An 18,677-nucleotide genomic window follows, 5' to 3' on the forward strand; every position below is an offset into this window, starting at 1 on the left:
TCCGAGCATACGGCAAGCCCGGCGCTGGGGCTTCAAAAAAACGCGATCAGAACGGCTTGGTGTCCGCGAAGCTCGGGCGCAGCATCAGCTTGTCGAGCAGCTTGCCCAGGTTGGGGTACTCGCCGCGCCAGGCGACTTCAGGAAAGCGGAACTCCAGCCAGGCCAGTGCACAGCCCACGGAAATGTCGGACAGGCTCAGGTGGATGCCGCTGCAATACGGCTTGTCGCCCAGGCCTTGGCTCATGGCCTTAAGGCCGTCGTTCACCTTGCCCAACTGGCGGTCGATCCAGGCCTGGCTGCGCTCGCTGTCCTTGCGGTGCGCCCAGGTGGCTTCAAGGCGGGCCAGGACGGCTGCGTCCAGCACGCCATCGGCCAGGGCCTCCCAGGTCTTGACCTCGGCGCGCTCACGGCCCTGGGACGGGATCAGCTTGCCCACGGGCGACAGGGTGTCGAGGTATTCCACGATCACGCGCGAGTCGAACACGGCCTCGCCGCCCTCCATCACCAGGCAAGGCACCTTGCCCAGGGGGTTGGAGGCCGAAATGGCGGTGTCGTCTGCCCAGACGTTGTCTTGTACGAACTGGTAGTCGAGCTTTTTCTCAGCCATCACGATACGTACTTTGCGTACGTAGGGGCTGGTAATGGCTCCGATCAATTTCATGGTGTGTCTTCCAGTGCGCGGGATTAGCTGAACAATTCGGTTGGATTCTATCGACAGCGGCCCAACACGAGACTGACAGGGCACGGCGCCTACAATTGCGCGCCATGAGCCTGTCCACCATCACCGCCCTTTCGCCGCTTGACGGCCGTTATGCCACCAAACTAGCCGCCCTGCGCCCGATCATGAGCGAGCACGGCTACATGCACCGCCGCGTGCAGGTGGAAGTGGCCTGGTTCATTGCGCTGTCGGATGCAGGGTTTGCTGAATTCAAGCCGCTTACCACCGGAGCACGCGCTTACTTGCTGGGCCTGGTCAAGAACTTCTCCGAGGCCGATGCGGCCGCCATCAAGGAGATCGAGAAGACCACCAACCATGATGTGAAGGCGGTTGAATACTGGATCAAGAGCAAGTTCGAAGCCCGCCCCGAGCTGGAAAAAGCCTCGGAGTTCGTGCACTTTGCCTGCACCAGCGAAGACATCAACAACACCAGCCACGCGCTGCAACTGCGCTCGGGCCGCGACCAGGTCGTGCTGCCGGGGCTGGACCGCATCGTGCTTAAGCTGCGTGAAATGGCCCACGCCTTTGCCGACGTGCCCATGCTCAGCCGCACCCACGGCCAGACGGCCAGCCCCACCACCGTGGGCAAGGAAATGGCCAACGTGGTGATGCGCCTGCAGACAGCCTGCGAGCGTATTTCCGCCGTCAAGATCATGGGCAAGATGAACGGTGCCGTGGGCAACTACAACGCCCACCTGTCGGCCTGGCCCGACTTCGACTGGGAAGCTTTCAGCAAACAGGTCATCGAGACGCCCGAACCCCTGGGCCTGGGCCTCACATTCCAGCCCTATTCGATCCAGATCGAGCCACACGACTACATGGCCGAGCTGTTCGACGCCGTGGCGCGCGCCAACACCATCCTGATCGACCTGTCGCGCGACATCTGGGGTTATGTGAGTCTGGGCTACTTCAAGCAGCGCCTGAAGGCCGGTGAGATCGGCTCCAGCACCATGCCCCACAAGGTCAACCCCATCGACTTCGAGAACGCCGAAGGCAACCTGGGCCTGGCCAACGCGCTGCTCAAGCACCTGTCCGAAAAGCTGCCCATCAGCCGCTGGCAGCGCGACCTGACCGACAGCACGGTGCTGCGCAACATGGGCGTGGCCCTGGGCTACGCCACGCTGGCCTACGCCTCGCTGCTCACCGGCCTGAACAAGCTGGAAATCAACGAAGAAGCCCTGGCCGAAGACCTGGACGCCTCCTGGGAAGTACTGGCCGAGCCCATCCAGACGGTGATGCGCCGCTTTGGCGTGCAGGGCGCCTACGAAAAACTCAAGGAAGTGACCCGCGGCAAAACCGTGACAGCCGAGGCGCTGCACGGGCTGATCACCTCGCTGGAGATCCCCCAGGCCGAAAAAGACCGCCTGCTGGCGATGACGCCCGGCAGCTACGTGGGCAAGGCGGCCGAGCTGGCGCGCCGGGTCTGATTTTTAATAGTCTTTTTTGCCTCTGGCGCTTATTGGATAAGCGCTAGCAGCTATCTATTTAGTAGTGAGGCTGCATGGCCATCAAATCCACCATCTTCAAGGCGAACCTGCAAATAGCCGACATTGACCACGGCTACTACGCCGACCATGCGCTTACGCTGGCACGCCACCCCAGCGAAACCGACGAGCGCATGATGGTTCGGCTGGCCGCGCTGGCCATACAGGCGCACCAACTCAATGACCTGTGCAACGGCGACGCCACGCTGGCGTTTGGCGCGGGCCTGTCGGACCCGGACGACCCGGATGCCTCGCTGACCGACTTCACCGGGCGCAAGCGCGTGTGGATCGAGGTGGGCCAGCCCGAGGACAAGCCGCTGACCAAGGCCTGCAGCAAGGCCGACTCCGTGGTCGTCTATTGCTTCAACCACGCGGCGGAAATCTGGTGGAAGGGCATCGAGACCAAGCTCTCCCGGCTCGAAAAGCTCCAGGTCTGGCGCATCCCCACCGAGGCCTCCCAGGCCCTGGCGCAACTGGCCGAGCGCAGCATGCAACTGCAGGCCACCGTGCAAGAAGGGGCGATCACACTGAGCAGCACGCAGGGCAGCGTGCATGTGGAGCCCGTGCGCTGGAAGTGATCCAGCCCGCACCAATTTTTAGCCAAATTGGCACCTAGCGCTTTATTGACAAGCGCAAGCAGCTATCAAATCAGGAGTAATTGATAGCAACTCCGCCCGTTGTCAGTCGCGTGGCATGAGCGTGCCGCACTGCCAGCACTGCTCAAAACCACCTTCCACGATTTCGCCGCACTGGCAGGCCCAGTGGCGCTGCGGCAGGGTCTGCAGCTCTTGCAGCAGGGCGCGGGCACGGGTGGCGTGTTCGTCGTGGTCCAGCCAGATTTCGGGCAGGCATTGGTCGGGCGGCAAATGCCCGGCGGCGGCGCTGAGGTACTGGCGCTGCACCGACGCCGTCATACCCGCCTCGCACAACAAATCCGCCCACAGCGTGGCAATGGCGATGTTGGGGGCTTGGGTCAGGCGCAGCATGGCACCACCATAGCGGGTTGCAGGGCTGGCGTACAGGCCCCTATTTTTTATCCGTTGCCTGGGCCGCGCGGGGCGAGATGCCCTCGGCTGCGCGCTCTGCATAGCGGTTGAAGCGCCAGGCCGAATGCTCCAGGGTGATGCGGCGCCACACCGTGCGTTTTTCTGCAGGGGTCATGCCCAGCCAGAACTGCACCTCATCGAACGTGCGCCCGCAGCCCTTGCACAGATCGTCGCCCTGGCTGGTGGAGCAGATGGCGATGCAAGGCGTGTCGGGGGTGGTGCCATACCAGGCCAGCCACGCAGCCAAGGCCTGGGGCGCAAGGCCGTTTTCATCCACTTCGGTCTCGCGGCGATAAGCCATCTGCGCATAAACCTCGCCCAGCGCCTGTATCTCAGGCGCCAGGGAGACGCCGTCGGGCGACGGCGCACGGCTGCGCCAATGGTTGATGGCGGCTTCGATGTCGGTGATGTGAATGGCGGCCATGGAGGGCGGGGACACAAGGGGGCTGGATCATAGCCGCCCGCCCAAAAGAAGCTGACGATAGTGTTATTGAAGGCTGGTGCTATACGTGCAATGGCGGGCCGCAGTCCGCCATAAGCAGAATCCACAACACCGTGGCCCTTGCGCGGCAACGCTGGCGATGTTCCAATCAAGGGCTCGAAGGGGAGTAGCTCCCGACTTGCCCTGTGGCACCGCCAGACCATGGCATGCGCAGCGCAAGGCATCGGATTTGTCGTCAATACGAAGCGAAACATCGCTTCCGGCGGTCCGGGTTCCACGTGCATATCCATGCGCTGAACTGAGCAAGACCTTTGATGGGCTCCTCTGTGGGCTGATCAAGGCCATCTCTCCATTTGCCACCCCCGCTTGTGGCAAGAAGTTCTTGATCCTCCTATCGCGGGCCCTCTGTTCCTGGGACGGACTCGGCGCTACAGTGGCGGCGAGAGCCTCCTTTCGCGCTATTTGATACTGAGGAATTTATGGACTTTTTGGCATCGCCCGAATTCTGGCTCGCACTCGGCCAGATCATCATCATCGACATCCTGCTGGGTGGCGACAACGCCGTGGTCATCGCTCTGGCCTGCCGCAAGCTGCCCCCCGCTCAGCGCACCCAGGGCATCATCTGGGGCACTGCAGGCGCCATCATCCTGCGCGTGATCCTGATCGCCTTCGCCATGACCCTGCTGGCGCTGCCGTTCCTCAAGTTCGTGGGCGCCATTCTGTTGGTGTGGATCGGCGTCAAGCTGCTGGCCCCCGATGAAGACGGCCATGGCGACGTGCAAGGCAGCGACAAGCTGCTGGCCGCCATCAAGACCATCATCGTGGCCGACCTGGTGATGAGCGTGGACAACGTGATCGCCATTGCCGGCGCCGCGCAGAACGCGGGCGAACACCAGTTCCTGCTGGTCGTGCTGGGCCTGTTGATCTCGATCCCGATCATCGTCTGGGGCAGCCAATTGGTCATCAAGCTCATGGAGCGTTTCCCCATGATCATCACGCTGGGTGGCATGCTGCTGGGCTGGATTGCTGGCGGGATGCTGGTGACCGACCCTGCCCTGGCCAACCCCGACAAGTGGCAGTGGATGCTGAAGATGCCCCTGGACAGCGAAGGCAACGTCCTCGACGCCATCAAGTACGGAGCCAGCGTGGCCGGCGCTTTGCTGGTGCTACTGGCTGGCAAGATCATCCTGGCGCGCCGTGCGAGCGCTGGGTCCGCAGCGGCGGGCGGCCACTGACCCCCTCGCGGCGAGCCGCTTGCTTGTTCATCTGGAGATGGGTATGAATAGAGTCATCGTGTACGTGGACGACGCGGCGTATGCCCAGCAAGTGCTTGCACCCTTGTTTGCCCGCGACGTGGCAGCACAGACCCAGTGGGTGCTGGTGGCCTGCGCGCCCCGCATGACCCATCGCATCAGCAAGTGGGTAAGCCACAGCGCGCGCGAAAACTGGCGCGCCAAGTGGGCCGACAAGCTGTTTGCGCAAATCCTGCCCGCGCTGCGGGCACCGGCCAGCAGCCTTGTAACCACCGTGGTGGCCAAGGGGCCGCTGGTCGAGCTCACCGAGCAGTTGCAGGCGGCGCAACCCTTGGCTGCGCAGGTGCTGGACGCCCGGCGCCCGAAGTCCGATGCCCAAGAAGAGAAACAGAACTCGGCGGGCCTGCGCTGGTCATCGCCCCGGCCCGGGACCCTGTTGGGCAGCCTGCTGACGGGGTTTGGCGCCATGTGGGTGTTGGCGCTGGAGTGAGTTGAAGCGCCTCACCCCTCCTCGCTGGACGGGGATACATTTTTCTAAAAAGGGCCCGCGTGGCCCTTTTTTTTTGGGCCGGGCCGATGCTATTCTTAAGCCATGAAACTGCTTCTCAAATGGCTGCTCAGCGCAGCCGCGCTGCTGTTCGTGGCCTATATCTACAGCGGGGTCGAGGTGAAAAGTTTTCCCTCGGCATTGCTCGCGGCCTTCGTGATCGGGCTGTTCAACGCCATTTTGCGGCCCGTGCTGGTGGTGTTGACACTGCCCGTCACCATCGTCACCGTGGGGCTGTTCCTGTTCGTCATCAACGCGCTGATGTTCTGGGCGGCGGCCAGCGCGCTGGACGGCTTTCACGTCACGGGGTTTGGCGCCGCACTGCTCGGCTCCCTCATCTATTCGGCGCTGGGCGTGCTGATCGAGTCAGCGCTCGGCGGCCTGTTCACGAAGGAGTGATTCCATGGCGCGCAGCCGGGTGTCGATGATGGACGCCTCAATGTGGTCCGCAGCGGCGCCGCCACGGCGCGCCAAGTCCTGGCCTGCCTTGAACCGGTCCACCGCCGCCGCATAGTCATAGCGCGCTGCGTGCGCCTCGGCTTCCGCGCGAATGGCGCGCAGACCCTGCCCCTGGGCCTGCCACACGGAGGCCAGCAGTTGCCACACCGTTGCATCCTTGGGATGCGTGGTCACCCAGGTTTGCAGGGCTTGCGCACCCTCGCCTGCCCGGCCCGCCCTCAGCAGAGCCTGGGTGCGCAATACCAATTCGGGCCTGCGCACCACACCGCCTTCGGGCACGGCTGCCAACGCAGCCGCCGCATCACCTGCGGCCAGTTCAATCTCTGCATCCAACAAACGCACTAGCCTTCGGGCCGCCGGGTCGGCGCGGACCAGCTCGTCCAGCTTTCTGACGGCAGCCCGCGCACCGGCGGCATCGCGCAACTGATGGCTACCCAAGGCCGCCGCATACAACGCTGCAGCGCGCCGATAGGCTGGCTGGCCCGAGAACCCGACGCCCTGCGGCTCCGCAATCCATTGGCGCAGGGTATCCACGCCAGGGTTGGCGAGCACCCGTGCCCGGGCGGCCACCATGGCATGTTCAAGCGTGACAGCCCCGGTTGCCGGAGCCGTTGTGCCAGGCGGGATGCGTGACTGCATGTCCGCCATGCGCTCCGTGGTCAGCGGATGGCTGCGCAGATACGGCCACGAGCCGTTGTCGTTAAGCCGGTTGGCCTGCTGGAGCTTGTCGAACATGCTCACGAACCCCTGGGGCGCAAAACCCGCCGGAGCCATCAACCCATAGCCAACGCGGTCCGCCTCGCGCTCCATGTCGCGCGAGAAATTAAGCTGGTTTTGTATGGCCAGCGCCTGCCCACCCACCACCAGGGCCTGCGTAGCGCCGGGGTTCTTGCTGGCCGCCAAGGCGCCCAGAATCATCGCCCCCAGCAACAGCGGCGTCTGCTTGCTCTGCTGCGTGATCAAGCGCGAGATATGGCGCTGGGTGACATGGCTCAATTCATGCGCCAGCACCGAGGCCAACTCATCGCGCGTGGTGACCACCCCGATCAGGCCCAGGTGCACCCCCAGGTACCCACCGGGCAAGGCGAAGGCGTTCACCGTGCGGTCACGGCCGAGCAGAAGCTCCCAGGCAAAACGTTCATCCAGTTCGGGGGAGAGTTCACCACGCGCTTTGGCGGCCGCCATCAGCGGCTGCCAAATACCCTGCACATAGTCCGCGATGACCGGGTCATCAATGTAGTCGGGGTCGCGGTAGAGCTCGCGGATGATCCGGTCGCCGAGGCGCCGCTCGGCGCTGGTGGTGAGATCGCTGTTGTCGCCGAGGGTGGGGAGGGAGGGTTGGGCCTGCACCGCTACCGGAGTAACGGCACTCATCGCTATCAAAAGAGAAGCTACCAGCGCTTGACAAGCATACGTTAGTGGCTTTTTTTTACCCGATATCAACACTTGTGGTCTCCCTAGCGCCACCCACCGGCAACAACGCTCACTTGGCGACGCGTGACCGTATGATGCTCTGACATCCAGATTGTTTCGTACATGTTTACAACCTAACGTGCTTGCCTAGGCCAAAACAATGACTTCCAAAACACCAGACACCTCCGCAACTACTAACGCATCCCCTCTCACCCACTTCAACGCCCAAGGCCAAGCCCACATGGTTAATGTTTCCAGCAAAGCGGCCACCCACCGCATTGCCGTAGCCACGGGCCGCATCGAAATGGCACCGGCCACGTTGGCAATCATCCAATCCAGCACCGCAAAAAAAGGCGACGTTCTTGGTATTGCACGCATCGCAGGCATCCAGGCTGCAAAAAAAACTAGCGACCTCATCCCCCTATGCCACCCGCTGGCACTCACCCGGGTCATGGTAGATTTTGAGCTATTACCTGCCGAAAATGCCGTCCATTGCAGCGCCACGGTGGAAACAGTGGGTCCCACCGGCGTTGAAATGGAAGCCCTCACCGCAGTCCAAATCGCACTACTAACGATTTATGACATGTGCAAAGCCGTCGACAAACACATGAGAATGACTGATGTACGAGTGGTGAGAAAGCAGGGAGGGAAAAGTGGAGATTTCGCAAGACAACCCCAGATCTGAAGGGTAATACTATTTTTGAAATCCATTAATCTCAAAAACTAGAAACCATCACCCTTCAAAAAACCTTGAATCATCCCTTTACGATCCAGAATAGCAATCCAATCTTGTCGCGCAACAATGGGCAAATAAAAAAAGTCTCCGAAATCTGAATTACTTGGGCCAATTACCTTTTTTGCAGCATTTTCTTGCTGTGGAAATTTTTTTAGAAAGTCGCGCAAATTTTTAGCCTTCTGTAGAGACTTGGCCGCAGCATCCCCTTCATAGCGGATATAAAAATCTGCGCGCTCGGCGTAGTCCCTGCCTCCTTGCACAGATTCGAACATCACTTTTTGACGCTCTTGTGCGTCTTTCGGCTCTCGGATCGCAACAATCATTGGACCCACATTCCAGCGTGGTTGCAATAATTTCTCCAAGTTATTCACCGCGGGCGCTTCCAATTCTGGTAGCGTAATGACTTTAAACCGGTCCACCTCCTGAACCAAATACACTGGACGTGCATGCCAGACCACATTCAGCCCATACGAGAGGGCTCCTAATTGAACAACAAACACCAACCCTAAATCTCGCCACAGTTCTGATCGGGGTTTTTTGGTATTGAAAACAACTGCTGTGAGGATTGGACCGCAAACGACGTCGATGGAAATGATAAGCAAAAATAGATTTCGCCCACCGGAGAGATTTCCATATGGATATGGATACCACAATCCAAAAACCAACGTAGCAGCTATCAAACCAATCACAAGGCTACATAGCAAATGAAAACCTGATGCGCGCAAAGCTGCTTGCAATCGCTGAGATTTAATCATCAATACTCCATCCCCAAATAAAAAAGAGCGCCGAAGCGCTCTTTTTTAGTAAGGCCTAATTAACGGCACTCAGCAGGTGCAAAGCGAACAGGCAGTGTAGGGCCACCGGCCACAGCCAAAGCAGTACGTGTGGTTGCGCCGGCGGCATAGCAATCCCAGCGCAAATTCACCGCAGCAGGCGTACTAGCAGTTGCAGTACCAGCCATCGCAGCACCATTGGCCGTTACATTCAGGACCAAACGGTTTGTGGCAGCAGGCTGAACCACTGGCAGAAAACCAATGGATATATGACCTGTCGCTTGCGCAACGCCAATACCGTTCGAGTTTGCAGTTGCAAACGCAGTTTGCAACTCAGCAACAGTACAAGCGCCAGCAATAGCACAGGTTGTTGCGCCAACAGAGCGGGTCGCCACGGTACCACCATAGCCTGCGCCGAAGGCGTTGCCGTTTGCATTATTTTCACCAACTGCCAATTTTGCTGCCCCTGCAAGAGCCAAACCCTCAGTAACACGTGCACGCACCGTGTAGTCTTGATAAGCCGGCAGGGCGACAGCAGCCAAAATACCGATAATCGCAACAACGATCATCAATTCAATCAGGGTAAAACCCTTTTGGAGAGAACGCTTCATGAAAAACTCCTAAGAAAAGTTGCAAATGCACTGTTACCAAGCAATCTGCGTGCCTGATTGATCGGATGGCATCTAACGGTCGCTGGATCGTTGCACAAAGTCTTGGCGCAGACAGATGACTCCTTTCAATAGGGAGACAACGCGACAAAGTCAAGCATCCAGCAGGAAAATATCAGAAAAATACTTGCTCCTCAACATTGTTGACACCCCTCTTCAGAAATCGGCACTCACACAATCCGGAGCGCGTCAAAAAACGCCTCCCCAGCCTCGGATGCATTACATTTTTGTCAGTCAGTATTGTCAAAGCGACCACTCACACCTCAAGTGCCTGACCTGCGCTCAGCCAACGGATGTCATGTGGACCAAGCCGAGCGCCTGCCATGCCATCGAGCTGTCGGATTTCCTCCATGATGAGGTCAGTTTCCGAGGGCTTGGTGTGCGTGATGTAGATAGGGTAGCGGTTCGCCGAGGGGATGTTCGCCAGCTCCTGAGCCAGCGTGTCGGGCGACAGGTGCAGGCTGCGGCGGGCTAGGTCCCGTTCGCGGTTGCTAAAGGCTGTTTCTATGACAAGAAAAGCTACGGACATTGCGTTGACGCGGTCCCAGAACAGTGGATTACGTTCTGTGTCCCCGCTGAAAACCCACCAGCCTGTATTTCCCCGCACGCCAAAGCCCACGGCGGGCACGGTGTGGCGTGCAGGGAGGACTTCAATCTCAGTGCCGTTGATGGTCAACAATTCGCCAGTGACGAACGGCTGGTACTGCAGAAATGGCGATGCCTGCGACGGAATGGCACTGAAATCTGGCCAGATCACGTTATTGAACACATGCGACTGGAGGGCTTCGATGGTGGCCGCCAGGGCGTGCACTTGTACGGGGCTGCGGCGAAGCGACGACACTGCGTCCAGCATCAAGGGCAGCGCGGCGATGTGGTCGAGGTGCGAGTGGGTGAGAAGCACATGGTCGATCCGGGCCATCTCCTCCAGGGCGAGGTCGCCCACGCCGGTTCCCGCATCCAGCAGGATACGGTCTCCGATCAAGAACGATGTCGTGCGACAGTCCTTGGCGATGGCGCCGGAGCAACCCAGCACGCGAACCTTCATGTGACGCCTTTTCTTGATGACTTACTTGGTGTCGAAATTGGTGGCGCTGTCCCATTCTGGGTTGTAGGGCTGCTGGCGGAGCGTTTCCACGCGCTCAGCGTACAGCGTGTGGAGCACACTGTGGGGGTGGAATTCCCTCAGTTGCACCAGCAGTTCATCGCATTGTGCCCATTCCTGTGCTGCATAGGCCGTGAGAAATTGTGCCCAGACGGCAAGTTCCTCAGCCCGGCGGCTCGGTAGCTCGTTCAGCTTCGACAGGGGTTGGTAGATCGGCACGGCTTGCGCCTTGCCCTTGACACGGACGCGGTCCATCTGTTGCCAAGCAAACTGGGGTGCCAACAATTTGGCGCTCTCGCTCACCACGATGGCGGTGCCATAGTGTTTGGATAGGCCCTCGAGCCGGGAACCCAGGTTCACTGCGTCACCAATGACGGTATAGGCGCGGCGGATGTCCGAGCCCATGTCCCCAACACACATGATGCCCGTGTTGAGCCCTATGCCTATCCCGATTTCCGGCAGGCCGCGCTGCCGATGGTCGGCGTTGATCTGCCCGATGGTTTGAGCCATCTCCATGGCGGCAGAAACAGCCAGCTGAGCGTGATCCTGGGTGGCAACAGGCGCGCCCCAGAACGCCATGACGCAGTCTCCCATGTACTTGTCGATGGTGCCCCGGTGGCTGCGGATGATGTGGGTGAGCCTGCTGAACACTTCGTTGAGCAATGCCTGCAATTGCAGCGGCTCCATGCGTTCCGACATCGCGGTGAAGCCGCGCATGTCGCAAAACATCACGGTCAGCTCCCGGTTGGTGGCCTGCATGCTGTAGTTTTCGGGCTGTTTGACCATTTCATCCACCAGCTCGGGGGGGACATAGGTGCCAAACAGCGCGGCCAGCTCCCGCTTGGATCGGCTTTCCACAAAATAGCCATACGCCATATTGAGCGCAAACGCGAGCAGCGCCATCACCACCGCAGTGGCCAGCGGCAACGCCAAACCGTGGGCCAGATAAAGCCAGAGATTGAGGCCAATCAACGCGCCCACTACAGCCCCACTCAGCAGCACAGCGTATGACGCAGACAACAGAGGGAGTGCTACAGCCAGCAGGAGACCGGAGCACAGCAACTGCAAGGCGTCAAAACCGATCGCATAGTCTGGTCGCACAATGTTCTTACCGTCCAGAAAGGCAGAAAGCACATTGGCATGAGCCTCCACGCCCGGATAGGTTCTACCGACCGGGGTGACCCGCAGGTCCAACAGACCTGGCGCCGTGGAACCCACCAGTACGAGCCGGTCCTTGAGGTCGCCGGGCGGAAGCGCTCCTTCCAGAACATCCGAAGCAGAGATGTACCGAAATGAGCCGCCTCTGGCATCGCCGGGTCCCCGGTAGGGGATGAGCGTGGCCAATTGATCGTCCACGGGCAAAGCCAGTGCTCGACCATCCGCACGCAGCACGATGCTCTGGAGAGCGTCATGCGAACCATGGGGTACGGCGTCGGCAAAGCCCGGATGAACCTCCGGCGAGCCGATTGCGACACGAAACATGGCCAGGGCCAGCGATTCGTAATATTGCCCTTGGTACTCAGCCAGCAGCGGAAGCGATCGCACGACACCGTCCCCATCGGTGAGCGAATTGAAGAAACCGGCCACGGGCGCAGCGTGGGCCAGGCCTTCGATGTTGCTGCTGTAGCCCTTCCAAGATGTGGCTTTGAGGGGCAGGCCCCGCAGGCGCTCCGGTGCAAGCGCGGGCTGAGGCAACGCCCCTTGGGTGATGCCGTCGCGGTCACTGCCCGAGAAGTAGTAGCCCAGCACCACCGGCCGACCCTGCAGGGATTGGGCAAAAAGCGCGTCGTAGTTCAGAGAGGGCGCAAGGCGCTCCAATTGCTTCGTGAAGGCCGTCTGCCCTCGCAGCGGGCCCTGGGCCAACTCCTGCAGAACCGCAAGGCCCGAGCTTTCATCCGGTTCGGCAAACAGAACATCGAACCCTACCACCGACACCTGTTGCCGCTCGAACAGCTCGCGCGTGAGCGTGGCGAGCCTGTCTCTTCTCCAAGGCCACTGCCCGACCCGGCCCAGGCTTTTTTCGTCGATGTCAACGATGACGATACGCTCGTCCAGCGTGCGCGGCATGGTGACCCGCAGTCGGGTGTCGTAGATGATGCTGTCCAGCCGCTCCAGCACCTGAAGGTGAAGCACATCCGCAATGTGCAGCAGCGCAAAAACCAGTGGAATCAGGGTGACGGCGATACGCCGCCAGCGGCGGCGAAACAGGTGCAATAGCTGCTGTCGCATGAGCCTGGCCGCATGGGTAAAAGGAAGGGGGCGACAGGGTTGGCGTGGCAGCTACCCTCAGGGCAACCGCACACCAGCCGTCAGCTTTGCTCGAACTGCATTTCAGTGCCCGCCAGCTCCAGCCGATCTCCGTTCTTGAGCGGCACGGGAGCGGCTCCGATCGAAGCCCCGTTGAGCAGCGGCATGTCTGGGCCCTCCACATGTGCCAGCACAAAGCCCTGGTGCCGCTTGGTGATGGAAGCCACGGCAACGCCCGGCTTGCCAATGGTGGTTACCACCTTTTGCAAAGATACTTCACGCCCTGCCGCTGCGCCAGACATGACCCGGATCACGGCAGACACCGGGATAGGGGCAGGGGCGGTAGATGCGGCAGGCCGCGCGGTGGCGGCCCCCATGGGAGGAACCATGCCGGGCTTGAAGATCATGGTCTTCTCGAAATTCTGGCCATCAGCATCCTGCAGGAAGCGGATCTTGTACTTGCCGACCTCGATCGTGTCGCCGTTGCGCAGATCCTGGCGCTTGACGGCCTTGGCATTCACATAGGTGCCATTGGTGCTACCCAGGTCCTCGATCTCGACTTCGTGCCCGGCCATGTGGATCACGGCGTGCTCTCCACTCACGGCGAGATTGTCGATCACGATGTCGTTGTAAGGGCGCCGACCAAGCGTGGTTCGCTCTTTGGTCAGTTGCATTTCCTTGATGACGACCCCGTCAATTGAAACGATCATTCTCGGCATGATCCACTCCTGATGTGATGAATTGTTGTGGTTTGGGCCATTCAGGTGGCCCCTAGCAATCGGGACATGAGGCCACGCTTCTTGCCTCCCTCAGCAGCCTGCACCAGCAGCACGCTCACGTTATCACGACCGCCGTTCGCATTGGCGGTATCGATGAGCAGTGTGGCTTTTTCTTCCAATGGGAGGGACGCGCGCACCATCTCCGCCAGGTCGGAATCCGTCACCATGTCCGTGAGCCCGTCGGAGCACAGCAAAAAGAGGTCGTTGGACGCCACCTGGAATTCATTGACTTCCAACATGACGTTGGGCTCCACGCCCAGGGCTCGGGTCACGAGGTTGCGGCTGGAGGAGAGCGCCGCCTGCTGGGCAGTAAGCAGGCCGGCATCGACCTGCTCCTGCAGCCAGGAATGGTCCCGCGTGATTTGCTGGAGCGCACCATCGCGCAGCCGGTAGCAACGCGAATCGCCAATATGCCCAAGGATGAGGCGGCTTCCGTGGAAGACAGCAACCACCAGCGTCGTGCCCATGCCCGCATATTGGGGGTTGGACAGCGACGCGCCCAAAATGGCGTGATTGGCGTTTTCCACGCAAATTTCCAGCGCACGACGCACATCCGTCGATTGCGGGGTGGCTCCGGCTTGCGCCAGCCAACGCGCCATTTCGGTACGAATAAAAGTCGTCGCCATTCCACTGGCAACCTCACCGGCGTTGTAGCCGCCCATGCCATCGGCCAGGATGACGACCTGCGCTTCACGGTCGATGGCTACCGCATCTTCGTTATTGGTACGCACCCGGCCCTTGTCGGTCCGTGCGAAAAATTCGTAGGTCATGGAGGTGTGGGCGAGCGTCATCGGGCACCTGAAATCGGCGGTGCTGCCGCGCCCCGGTTCACGGGGGGCTCCATCACGGTTTCCTGAAAATCCGCCATTTCATGCCCTGTTACATCGCGGTCCGCATCATAGACCACTGCCTCGGATGCGGGCAGGCCTTCGACTGTCACTGTTCCAACAGAAGCTTGCCGCAGGTCGGCGGCGAACTGTCGGCCCGTCTGGTAGCGGGCTTCGGGGCGCTTTTGCAGGGCCAGTGCAACCACCCTGGCGATGGCAGGCGAAAGGTCAGGGCGCAGTTGGCGAATGTCTGGCGCTTCCACGGTAGCGATCTTGTGCATCAGCTCCGTCATGGACTCGCCACGCAGCGGCAGGGCGCCCGTGAGCAACTGGAACAGCGAGATACCCAAAGAATACAGATCCGAGCGGCCATCAACCTTCTTGCCCGCGAGCTGCTCGGGAGACATGAAACTGGGGGTACCCAACACCAGCCCCGTGCGGGTTTTGCTTGAATCGGTGATGCGCGCAATGCCGAAGTCCGTCACCTTTACGGCATCGGTGGCACTGTCAAACATGATGTTGGCCGGCTTAATATCGCGGTGTACCACGTTGTGGGCGTGGGCGTAGTCCAGCGCATCCGCCACGCGCGCGGCGATCGACAGCACGGCAGGCACCGGCAACAAATGCTCCTTGCTGCAGGCATAGACCAGATCCCGGCCCTTCAGGAACTCCATGGCAATGTAGGCCAGGTCATGCTCCTCGCCTGCATCGAAGATGGTCACGATACAAGGGTGTTGCAGGCGTCCGGCTGTTTCGGCCTCGCGGAAAAACCGCGCGCGTGCGTCGATCAGCGCATCGCCTTCGAACTCCTGGCTCAGCGCCAGGGTTTTGATGGCCACTACGCGACCGATCTTGGGGTCCCGCCCCAGGTAAACGACGCCCATCGCCCCCTTGCCGATTTCCCGATCAATCTGGTAGCGCCCGAGCATGGGCACGCCCAGCGTGGCATCTCCGGGGAGCCGGGGGCTGGGGCCGCCTGCGGGCGATGGGAGGGACGACGGCTGGCTGTTAGGGGCGCCTACACTTTGGGCGCGCGCACGGGCACGTTTGTAGCGGCTGCGGACGTCTTTGTACTGGCGGTTGTGGCGCAGAATATGTTCATAGACCGCCTTGGCCTTGGCGAAATTGCGCTTGCGCTCAAAGTCTTCAGCCAAGTGATACAGGTTGTCCAAAAGGGCATCGCTGGCTGGCACCTTGCGCAAGCGCTCGAATGCCATGTCCAGTTGGCCTTGGCCCTGCAAGGCCAGGCCCATCATTCGGTCGGCTTCTGCAGCCTCGGCGGACGACGACTGGGCCTGAGCGTTTTTGCTGCGGAGCAGTGCCCCGGCAACCACTCCCGCCAACAACCCCAGGGCTGGCAGTGCAAGAGGAATCCACAGGCTGGCATGGCGCAGCAGCATCCACTCCACGCCCAGCAGAATCAGCAGCAGCCCCGCACCCACGCCCAGCCCCGTGAATTTGCGTGTTCTTGGTGCGAACAAGATCAGATACAGAAGCCCGCCCACAGACACCAGCCCGCAGGCCATGGCAGCCCAGACCGGCTTCTGCACGCCAAGGCCCATACGAATCGAAGACACTGCCTGTGCCAGCAGGTCCACGGGATAGGCGGCGGCCTGCCCTCCCTGCGACATGAGGGCCAGCGTCTCGGTGGTGGCGCCCACCAGCACGATTTTGTCCTTCAAGCTGCCTGCGGGCGCCTTGCCATCCAGCACACTGGAAAACGAGTGCGCTGGAAAACCTGGGGCACCGCCAATCAAGGTCTGCGTGCGCGGGCGCAGAGTGGCCGTGCTGTCTGTAGCGACCAGCAGGCCACCCAGGCGCAAACCCGCCGATGTCTCTTGAGCGTGTATTTCGCTGATGCCGAGGTGCAGACTGTGCTGCGCTGCCAGCAGGGCCAATGATGGAATCCCTGCGTTGTCATACCGCAAGAGCAGTGGCACCTGGCGGATGCGGCCATCTGAATCCACCTCGGCATACGCATGCCCCACCCCGGCGGCTACCGCCCCGAGAAGGCCAATGGGCTGTTGCGCCGATGAGGCTGGCGTTGCGTAGGTGCCGGGGTCAGGCAGTGTGCTGCGGCGCACGTAGGACGGCAGCGCGGCCTGCGGCGCCGTGGAGCTGCTAGCGGCGTAGCGGGAGGCCAGCAACACGTTGCCAGCCCGCTGGATGGCGCTGGCCAGGCGTGTATCGGTATCGAGCGCCTGGTCAGCCTCTGCGGCAATGCGGCTGAGCTCTGCCGCCAACGGGGAGCCATCGCCTGCCGCTGCCAGCATCTCCCGAATCTTGCGCACCTGGCCGAGGCCGGGGGTACTTTGGGGCTCGGTGAAGTACGAGGTATAGACGATGGTCTTGGCGCCACCGGCAGAAAGCTGTTCGATCAGCCGTGCATGGATATCTCGGGACCAGGGCCAGGGGCCCAGCGCCGCCAGGCTGCCATCGTCGATACCGACGATGGCGATTTCGGGCAGGGGTGGAGGCGATGAGACGGTGGTCGCTGCGTCGTACAGCGCAAAGTCCAGCCGCTGAGAAACGCCGGTGACTGCGCACAAAACCGCCACCACGAGCGCAACCAGTGCGCCCCCAAAGCCGTCGGCACGCCACATGTCAAGCCGCTGTGCCGAGGTTCTTCTTCCCACTTGCTGTTGTTCCACTCAGGTATTGATTGACGAATCAAGCAATATCCGCGCCCAGCCGGGGGGGGCTCAACTTCAGAACGGCGTCGGGCAAATCGACCCTGCAGGTCCTACTTGTGCCGTTCTTGTCGGGCCACTGCGCCATCGGTGAACCCATGGCATGCCATTTTTGTCACATTAACCGGAATGGCGGCCTACCGGAAGGCCCGCACCGACTCAGCGCACAAGCTCGCTGCGCTGTCTGGACGGCCAGAATTTCCCGGCGCCCACCACCAGCGCCGCGCCCAAGGCTGCCGCCACGTAGTGGAGTGCGGGGTGCGCCACAGCATAGTCGTGCAGGAAGGCGTCGTTGGCGATGGTTTCACCGCCCACCCAGCCAATCAGCGCGGCGCCCAGCACCACGATGAAGGGAAAGCGCTCCATGAGCTTGATCATGAGCGTGCTGCCGAAAATCACCAGCGGGATGCTGATGGCAAGGCCTAGTACCAGCAGGATCACGTTGCCCTGAGCGGCTGCAGCCACGGCGATCACGTTGTCCAGGCTCATGACCAGGTCGGCAATGAGGATGGTGCGCACGGCCGCCATCAGGCTGCCATAGGTCTTCGATTCGCCTTGGTCCTCTTCGTCATCGCTGAGCAGTTGGAACCCGATCCACAGCAGCAGACAGCCGCCCACGATCTGCAAGAACGACAGCTCGAGCAACTTGGCGGCCACGATCGTGAGCAGAATGCGCAGCACCACGGCAGCGCCGGAGCCCCAGAACACGGCCTTCTTTTGCTGATGGGCGGGCAGGGACCGGGCAGCCAGCGCGATGACCACCGCGTTGTCGCCCGACAGGATGATGTTGATCCAGACGATCTTCACCAGGCCGATCCAGAAGTCGGCGCTATGCAGAAATTCCATGACAGTGCTCCATGTTATGAATGCAAGAAGCGCCCGGAACCAGGGGTCCCGAGCGCTTCTTTTTATTGGAGCTGCCAGTCTAGCGAGCCGATCCGTTCGGGTCGTCCGTAATTGTGCTTACGAACGACCACGAAGGGGTTTTTACTTCAGCTGGGCCTTGAGCAGCTTGCCCAGCTCCGAAGGGTTGCGCGTGATGATGAAGCCAGACTCTTCCATAACAGCGAGCTTGGCATCGGCCGTGTCTGCGCCGCCAGAGATCAGCGCGCCTGCATGGCCCATGCGCTTGCCGGGAGGAGCGGTCACGCCAGCGATGAAGCCCACGATTGGCTTCTTCATGTTGGCCTTGCACCAGCGGGCAGCATCTGCCTCATCGGGGCCGCCGATTTCGCCGATCATGATCACAGCGTCGGTGTCGGGATCATCGTTGAAGGCCTGCATCACATCAATGTGCTTCAAGCCATTGATGGGGTCGCCGCCAATGCCCACGGCCGTCGATTGGCCCAGGCCGACTTCGGTCAGCATGGCAACAGCTTCGTACGTCAGCGTGCCCGAGCGGCTCACAACGCCGATGCGGCCCTTGCGATGGATGTGACCGGGCATGATGCCGATCTTGATCTCGTCGGGCGTGATCAGGCCGGGGCAGTTGG

The 18,677-nt window shown here is 61.0% G+C and carries 18 protein-coding genes and 1 pseudogene; 6 read left to right on the forward strand and 13 right to left on the reverse strand.

The window, feature by feature from the left end; translation table 11 throughout:
• Positions 1 to 46: 46 nt before the first annotated feature.
• The gene (locus tag Q0105_RS12325; RefSeq protein ID WP_298212166.1) at positions 47 to 661 is read right to left on the reverse strand and encodes a glutathione S-transferase N-terminal domain-containing protein; all 615 of its coding nucleotides are present in this window, start codon (positions 659 to 661) and stop codon (positions 47 to 49) included.
• A gap of 104 nt (positions 662 to 765) precedes the next feature.
• Between Q0105_RS12325 and purB the strand changes: the two genes are divergently transcribed.
• Together purB and Q0105_RS12335 are read left to right on the forward strand one after the other, a co-directional pair.
• Positions 766 to 2,145: an adenylosuccinate lyase gene (gene purB / locus Q0105_RS12330; RefSeq protein WP_298212168.1), complete on the forward strand. Its 1,380-nt coding sequence runs from the start codon at positions 766 to 768 to the stop codon at positions 2,143 to 2,145.
• A gap of 74 nt (positions 2,146 to 2,219) precedes the next feature.
• Complete coding sequence (locus tag Q0105_RS12335) at positions 2,220 to 2,780, forward strand: YaeQ family protein (protein ID WP_298212170.1); 561 nt, start codon at positions 2,220 to 2,222, stop codon at positions 2,778 to 2,780.
• Positions 2,781 to 2,882: 102 nt separating this feature from the next.
• Here Q0105_RS12335 and Q0105_RS12340 read toward each other — a convergent pair whose 3' ends face one another.
• Positions 2,883 to 3,188: a DUF2007 domain-containing protein gene (locus Q0105_RS12340; RefSeq protein WP_298212172.1), complete on the reverse strand. Its 306-nt coding sequence runs from the start codon at positions 3,186 to 3,188 to the stop codon at positions 2,883 to 2,885.
• A 40-nt stretch (positions 3,189 to 3,228) separates the two neighbouring features.
• Positions 3,229 to 3,672, reverse strand: coding sequence for a DUF3717 domain-containing protein (locus Q0105_RS12345; protein ID WP_298212174.1), 444 nt, complete (start codon positions 3,670 to 3,672; stop codon positions 3,229 to 3,231).
• 497 nt (positions 3,673 to 4,169) lie between these two features.
• Here Q0105_RS12345 and Q0105_RS12350 point away from each other — a divergent pair, with 497 nt between their 5' ends.
• From Q0105_RS12350 to Q0105_RS12360, 3 genes are all read left to right on the forward strand, one after another.
• On the forward strand, positions 4,170 to 4,925 hold the full coding sequence (locus tag Q0105_RS12350) for a TerC family protein (protein ID WP_298212176.1): 756 nt from the start codon (positions 4,170 to 4,172) through the stop codon (positions 4,923 to 4,925).
• Between the two features lie 43 nt (positions 4,926 to 4,968).
• A complete protein-coding gene (locus Q0105_RS12355; RefSeq protein WP_298212178.1) occupies positions 4,969 to 5,433 on the forward strand; it encodes a hypothetical protein in 465 nt (154 codons plus the stop codon).
• Positions 5,434 to 5,535: 102 nt separating this feature from the next.
• The gene (locus Q0105_RS12360; RefSeq protein WP_298212180.1) at positions 5,536 to 5,889 is read left to right on the forward strand and encodes a phage holin family protein; all 354 of its coding nucleotides are present in this window, start codon (positions 5,536 to 5,538) and stop codon (positions 5,887 to 5,889) included.
• On the opposite strand, the gene Q0105_RS12365 is transcribed toward Q0105_RS12360, so the two are convergent.
• Positions 5,857 to 7,323, reverse strand: a complete 1,467-nt coding sequence (locus tag Q0105_RS12365) for a M48 family metalloprotease (protein ID WP_298212182.1) — start codon at positions 7,321 to 7,323, stop codon at positions 5,857 to 5,859. The genes Q0105_RS12360 and Q0105_RS12365 overlap by 33 nt on opposite strands.
• Before the next feature lie 199 nt (positions 7,324 to 7,522).
• Between Q0105_RS12365 and moaC the strand changes: the two genes are divergently transcribed.
• On the forward strand, positions 7,523 to 8,047 hold the full coding sequence (gene moaC, locus Q0105_RS12370) for a cyclic pyranopterin monophosphate synthase MoaC (protein ID WP_298212184.1): 525 nt from the start codon (positions 7,523 to 7,525) through the stop codon (positions 8,045 to 8,047).
• A 38-nt stretch (positions 8,048 to 8,085) separates the two neighbouring features.
• On the opposite strand, the gene Q0105_RS12375 is transcribed toward moaC, so the two are convergent.
• The 9 genes and pseudogenes from Q0105_RS12375 to Q0105_RS12415 all read right to left on the reverse strand — a co-directional run.
• Positions 8,086 to 8,853: a pilus assembly protein gene (locus tag Q0105_RS12375; RefSeq protein WP_298212186.1), complete on the reverse strand. Its 768-nt coding sequence runs from the start codon at positions 8,851 to 8,853 to the stop codon at positions 8,086 to 8,088.
• Between the two features lie 59 nt (positions 8,854 to 8,912).
• Complete coding sequence (locus Q0105_RS12380) at positions 8,913 to 9,482, reverse strand: pilin (protein WP_298212188.1); 570 nt, start codon at positions 9,480 to 9,482, stop codon at positions 8,913 to 8,915.
• 313 nt (positions 9,483 to 9,795) lie between these two features.
• Positions 9,796 to 10,584, reverse strand: a complete 789-nt coding sequence (locus tag Q0105_RS12385) for a 3',5'-cyclic-nucleotide phosphodiesterase (protein ID WP_298212190.1) — start codon at positions 10,582 to 10,584, stop codon at positions 9,796 to 9,798.
• Between the two features lie 21 nt (positions 10,585 to 10,605).
• On the reverse strand, positions 10,606 to 12,870 hold the full coding sequence (locus Q0105_RS12390; protein WP_298212192.1) for an adenylate/guanylate cyclase domain-containing protein: 2,265 nt from the start codon (positions 12,868 to 12,870) through the stop codon (positions 10,606 to 10,608).
• Positions 12,871 to 12,950: 80 nt separating this feature from the next.
• Positions 12,951 to 13,607: an FHA domain-containing protein gene (locus tag Q0105_RS12395; protein WP_298212194.1), complete on the reverse strand. Its 657-nt coding sequence runs from the start codon at positions 13,605 to 13,607 to the stop codon at positions 12,951 to 12,953.
• A gap of 41 nt (positions 13,608 to 13,648) precedes the next feature.
• Positions 13,649 to 14,437 (reverse strand): Stp1/IreP family PP2C-type Ser/Thr phosphatase, encoded by a 789-nt coding sequence (locus Q0105_RS12400; protein ID WP_298212196.1) that lies wholly within the window; start codon positions 14,435 to 14,437, stop codon positions 13,649 to 13,651.
• Between the two features lie 17 nt (positions 14,438 to 14,454).
• Complete coding sequence (locus Q0105_RS12405; RefSeq protein ID WP_298212198.1) at positions 14,455 to 17,097, reverse strand: serine/threonine-protein kinase; 2,643 nt, start codon at positions 17,095 to 17,097, stop codon at positions 14,455 to 14,457.
• Positions 17,098 to 17,343: 246 nt separating this feature from the next.
• Complete coding sequence (locus Q0105_RS12410) at positions 17,344 to 18,030, reverse strand: TerC family protein (protein WP_298212201.1); 687 nt, start codon at positions 18,028 to 18,030, stop codon at positions 17,344 to 17,346.
• A 141-nt stretch (positions 18,031 to 18,171) separates the two neighbouring features.
• Positions 18,172 to 18,677 (reverse strand): annotated as a pseudogene (locus Q0105_RS12415) (succinate--CoA ligase subunit alpha); the annotation flags it as partial.

Source organism: Acidovorax sp., from assembly GCF_027492855.1.
Classification (GTDB): domain Bacteria; phylum Pseudomonadota; class Gammaproteobacteria; order Burkholderiales; family Burkholderiaceae_C; genus Acidovorax.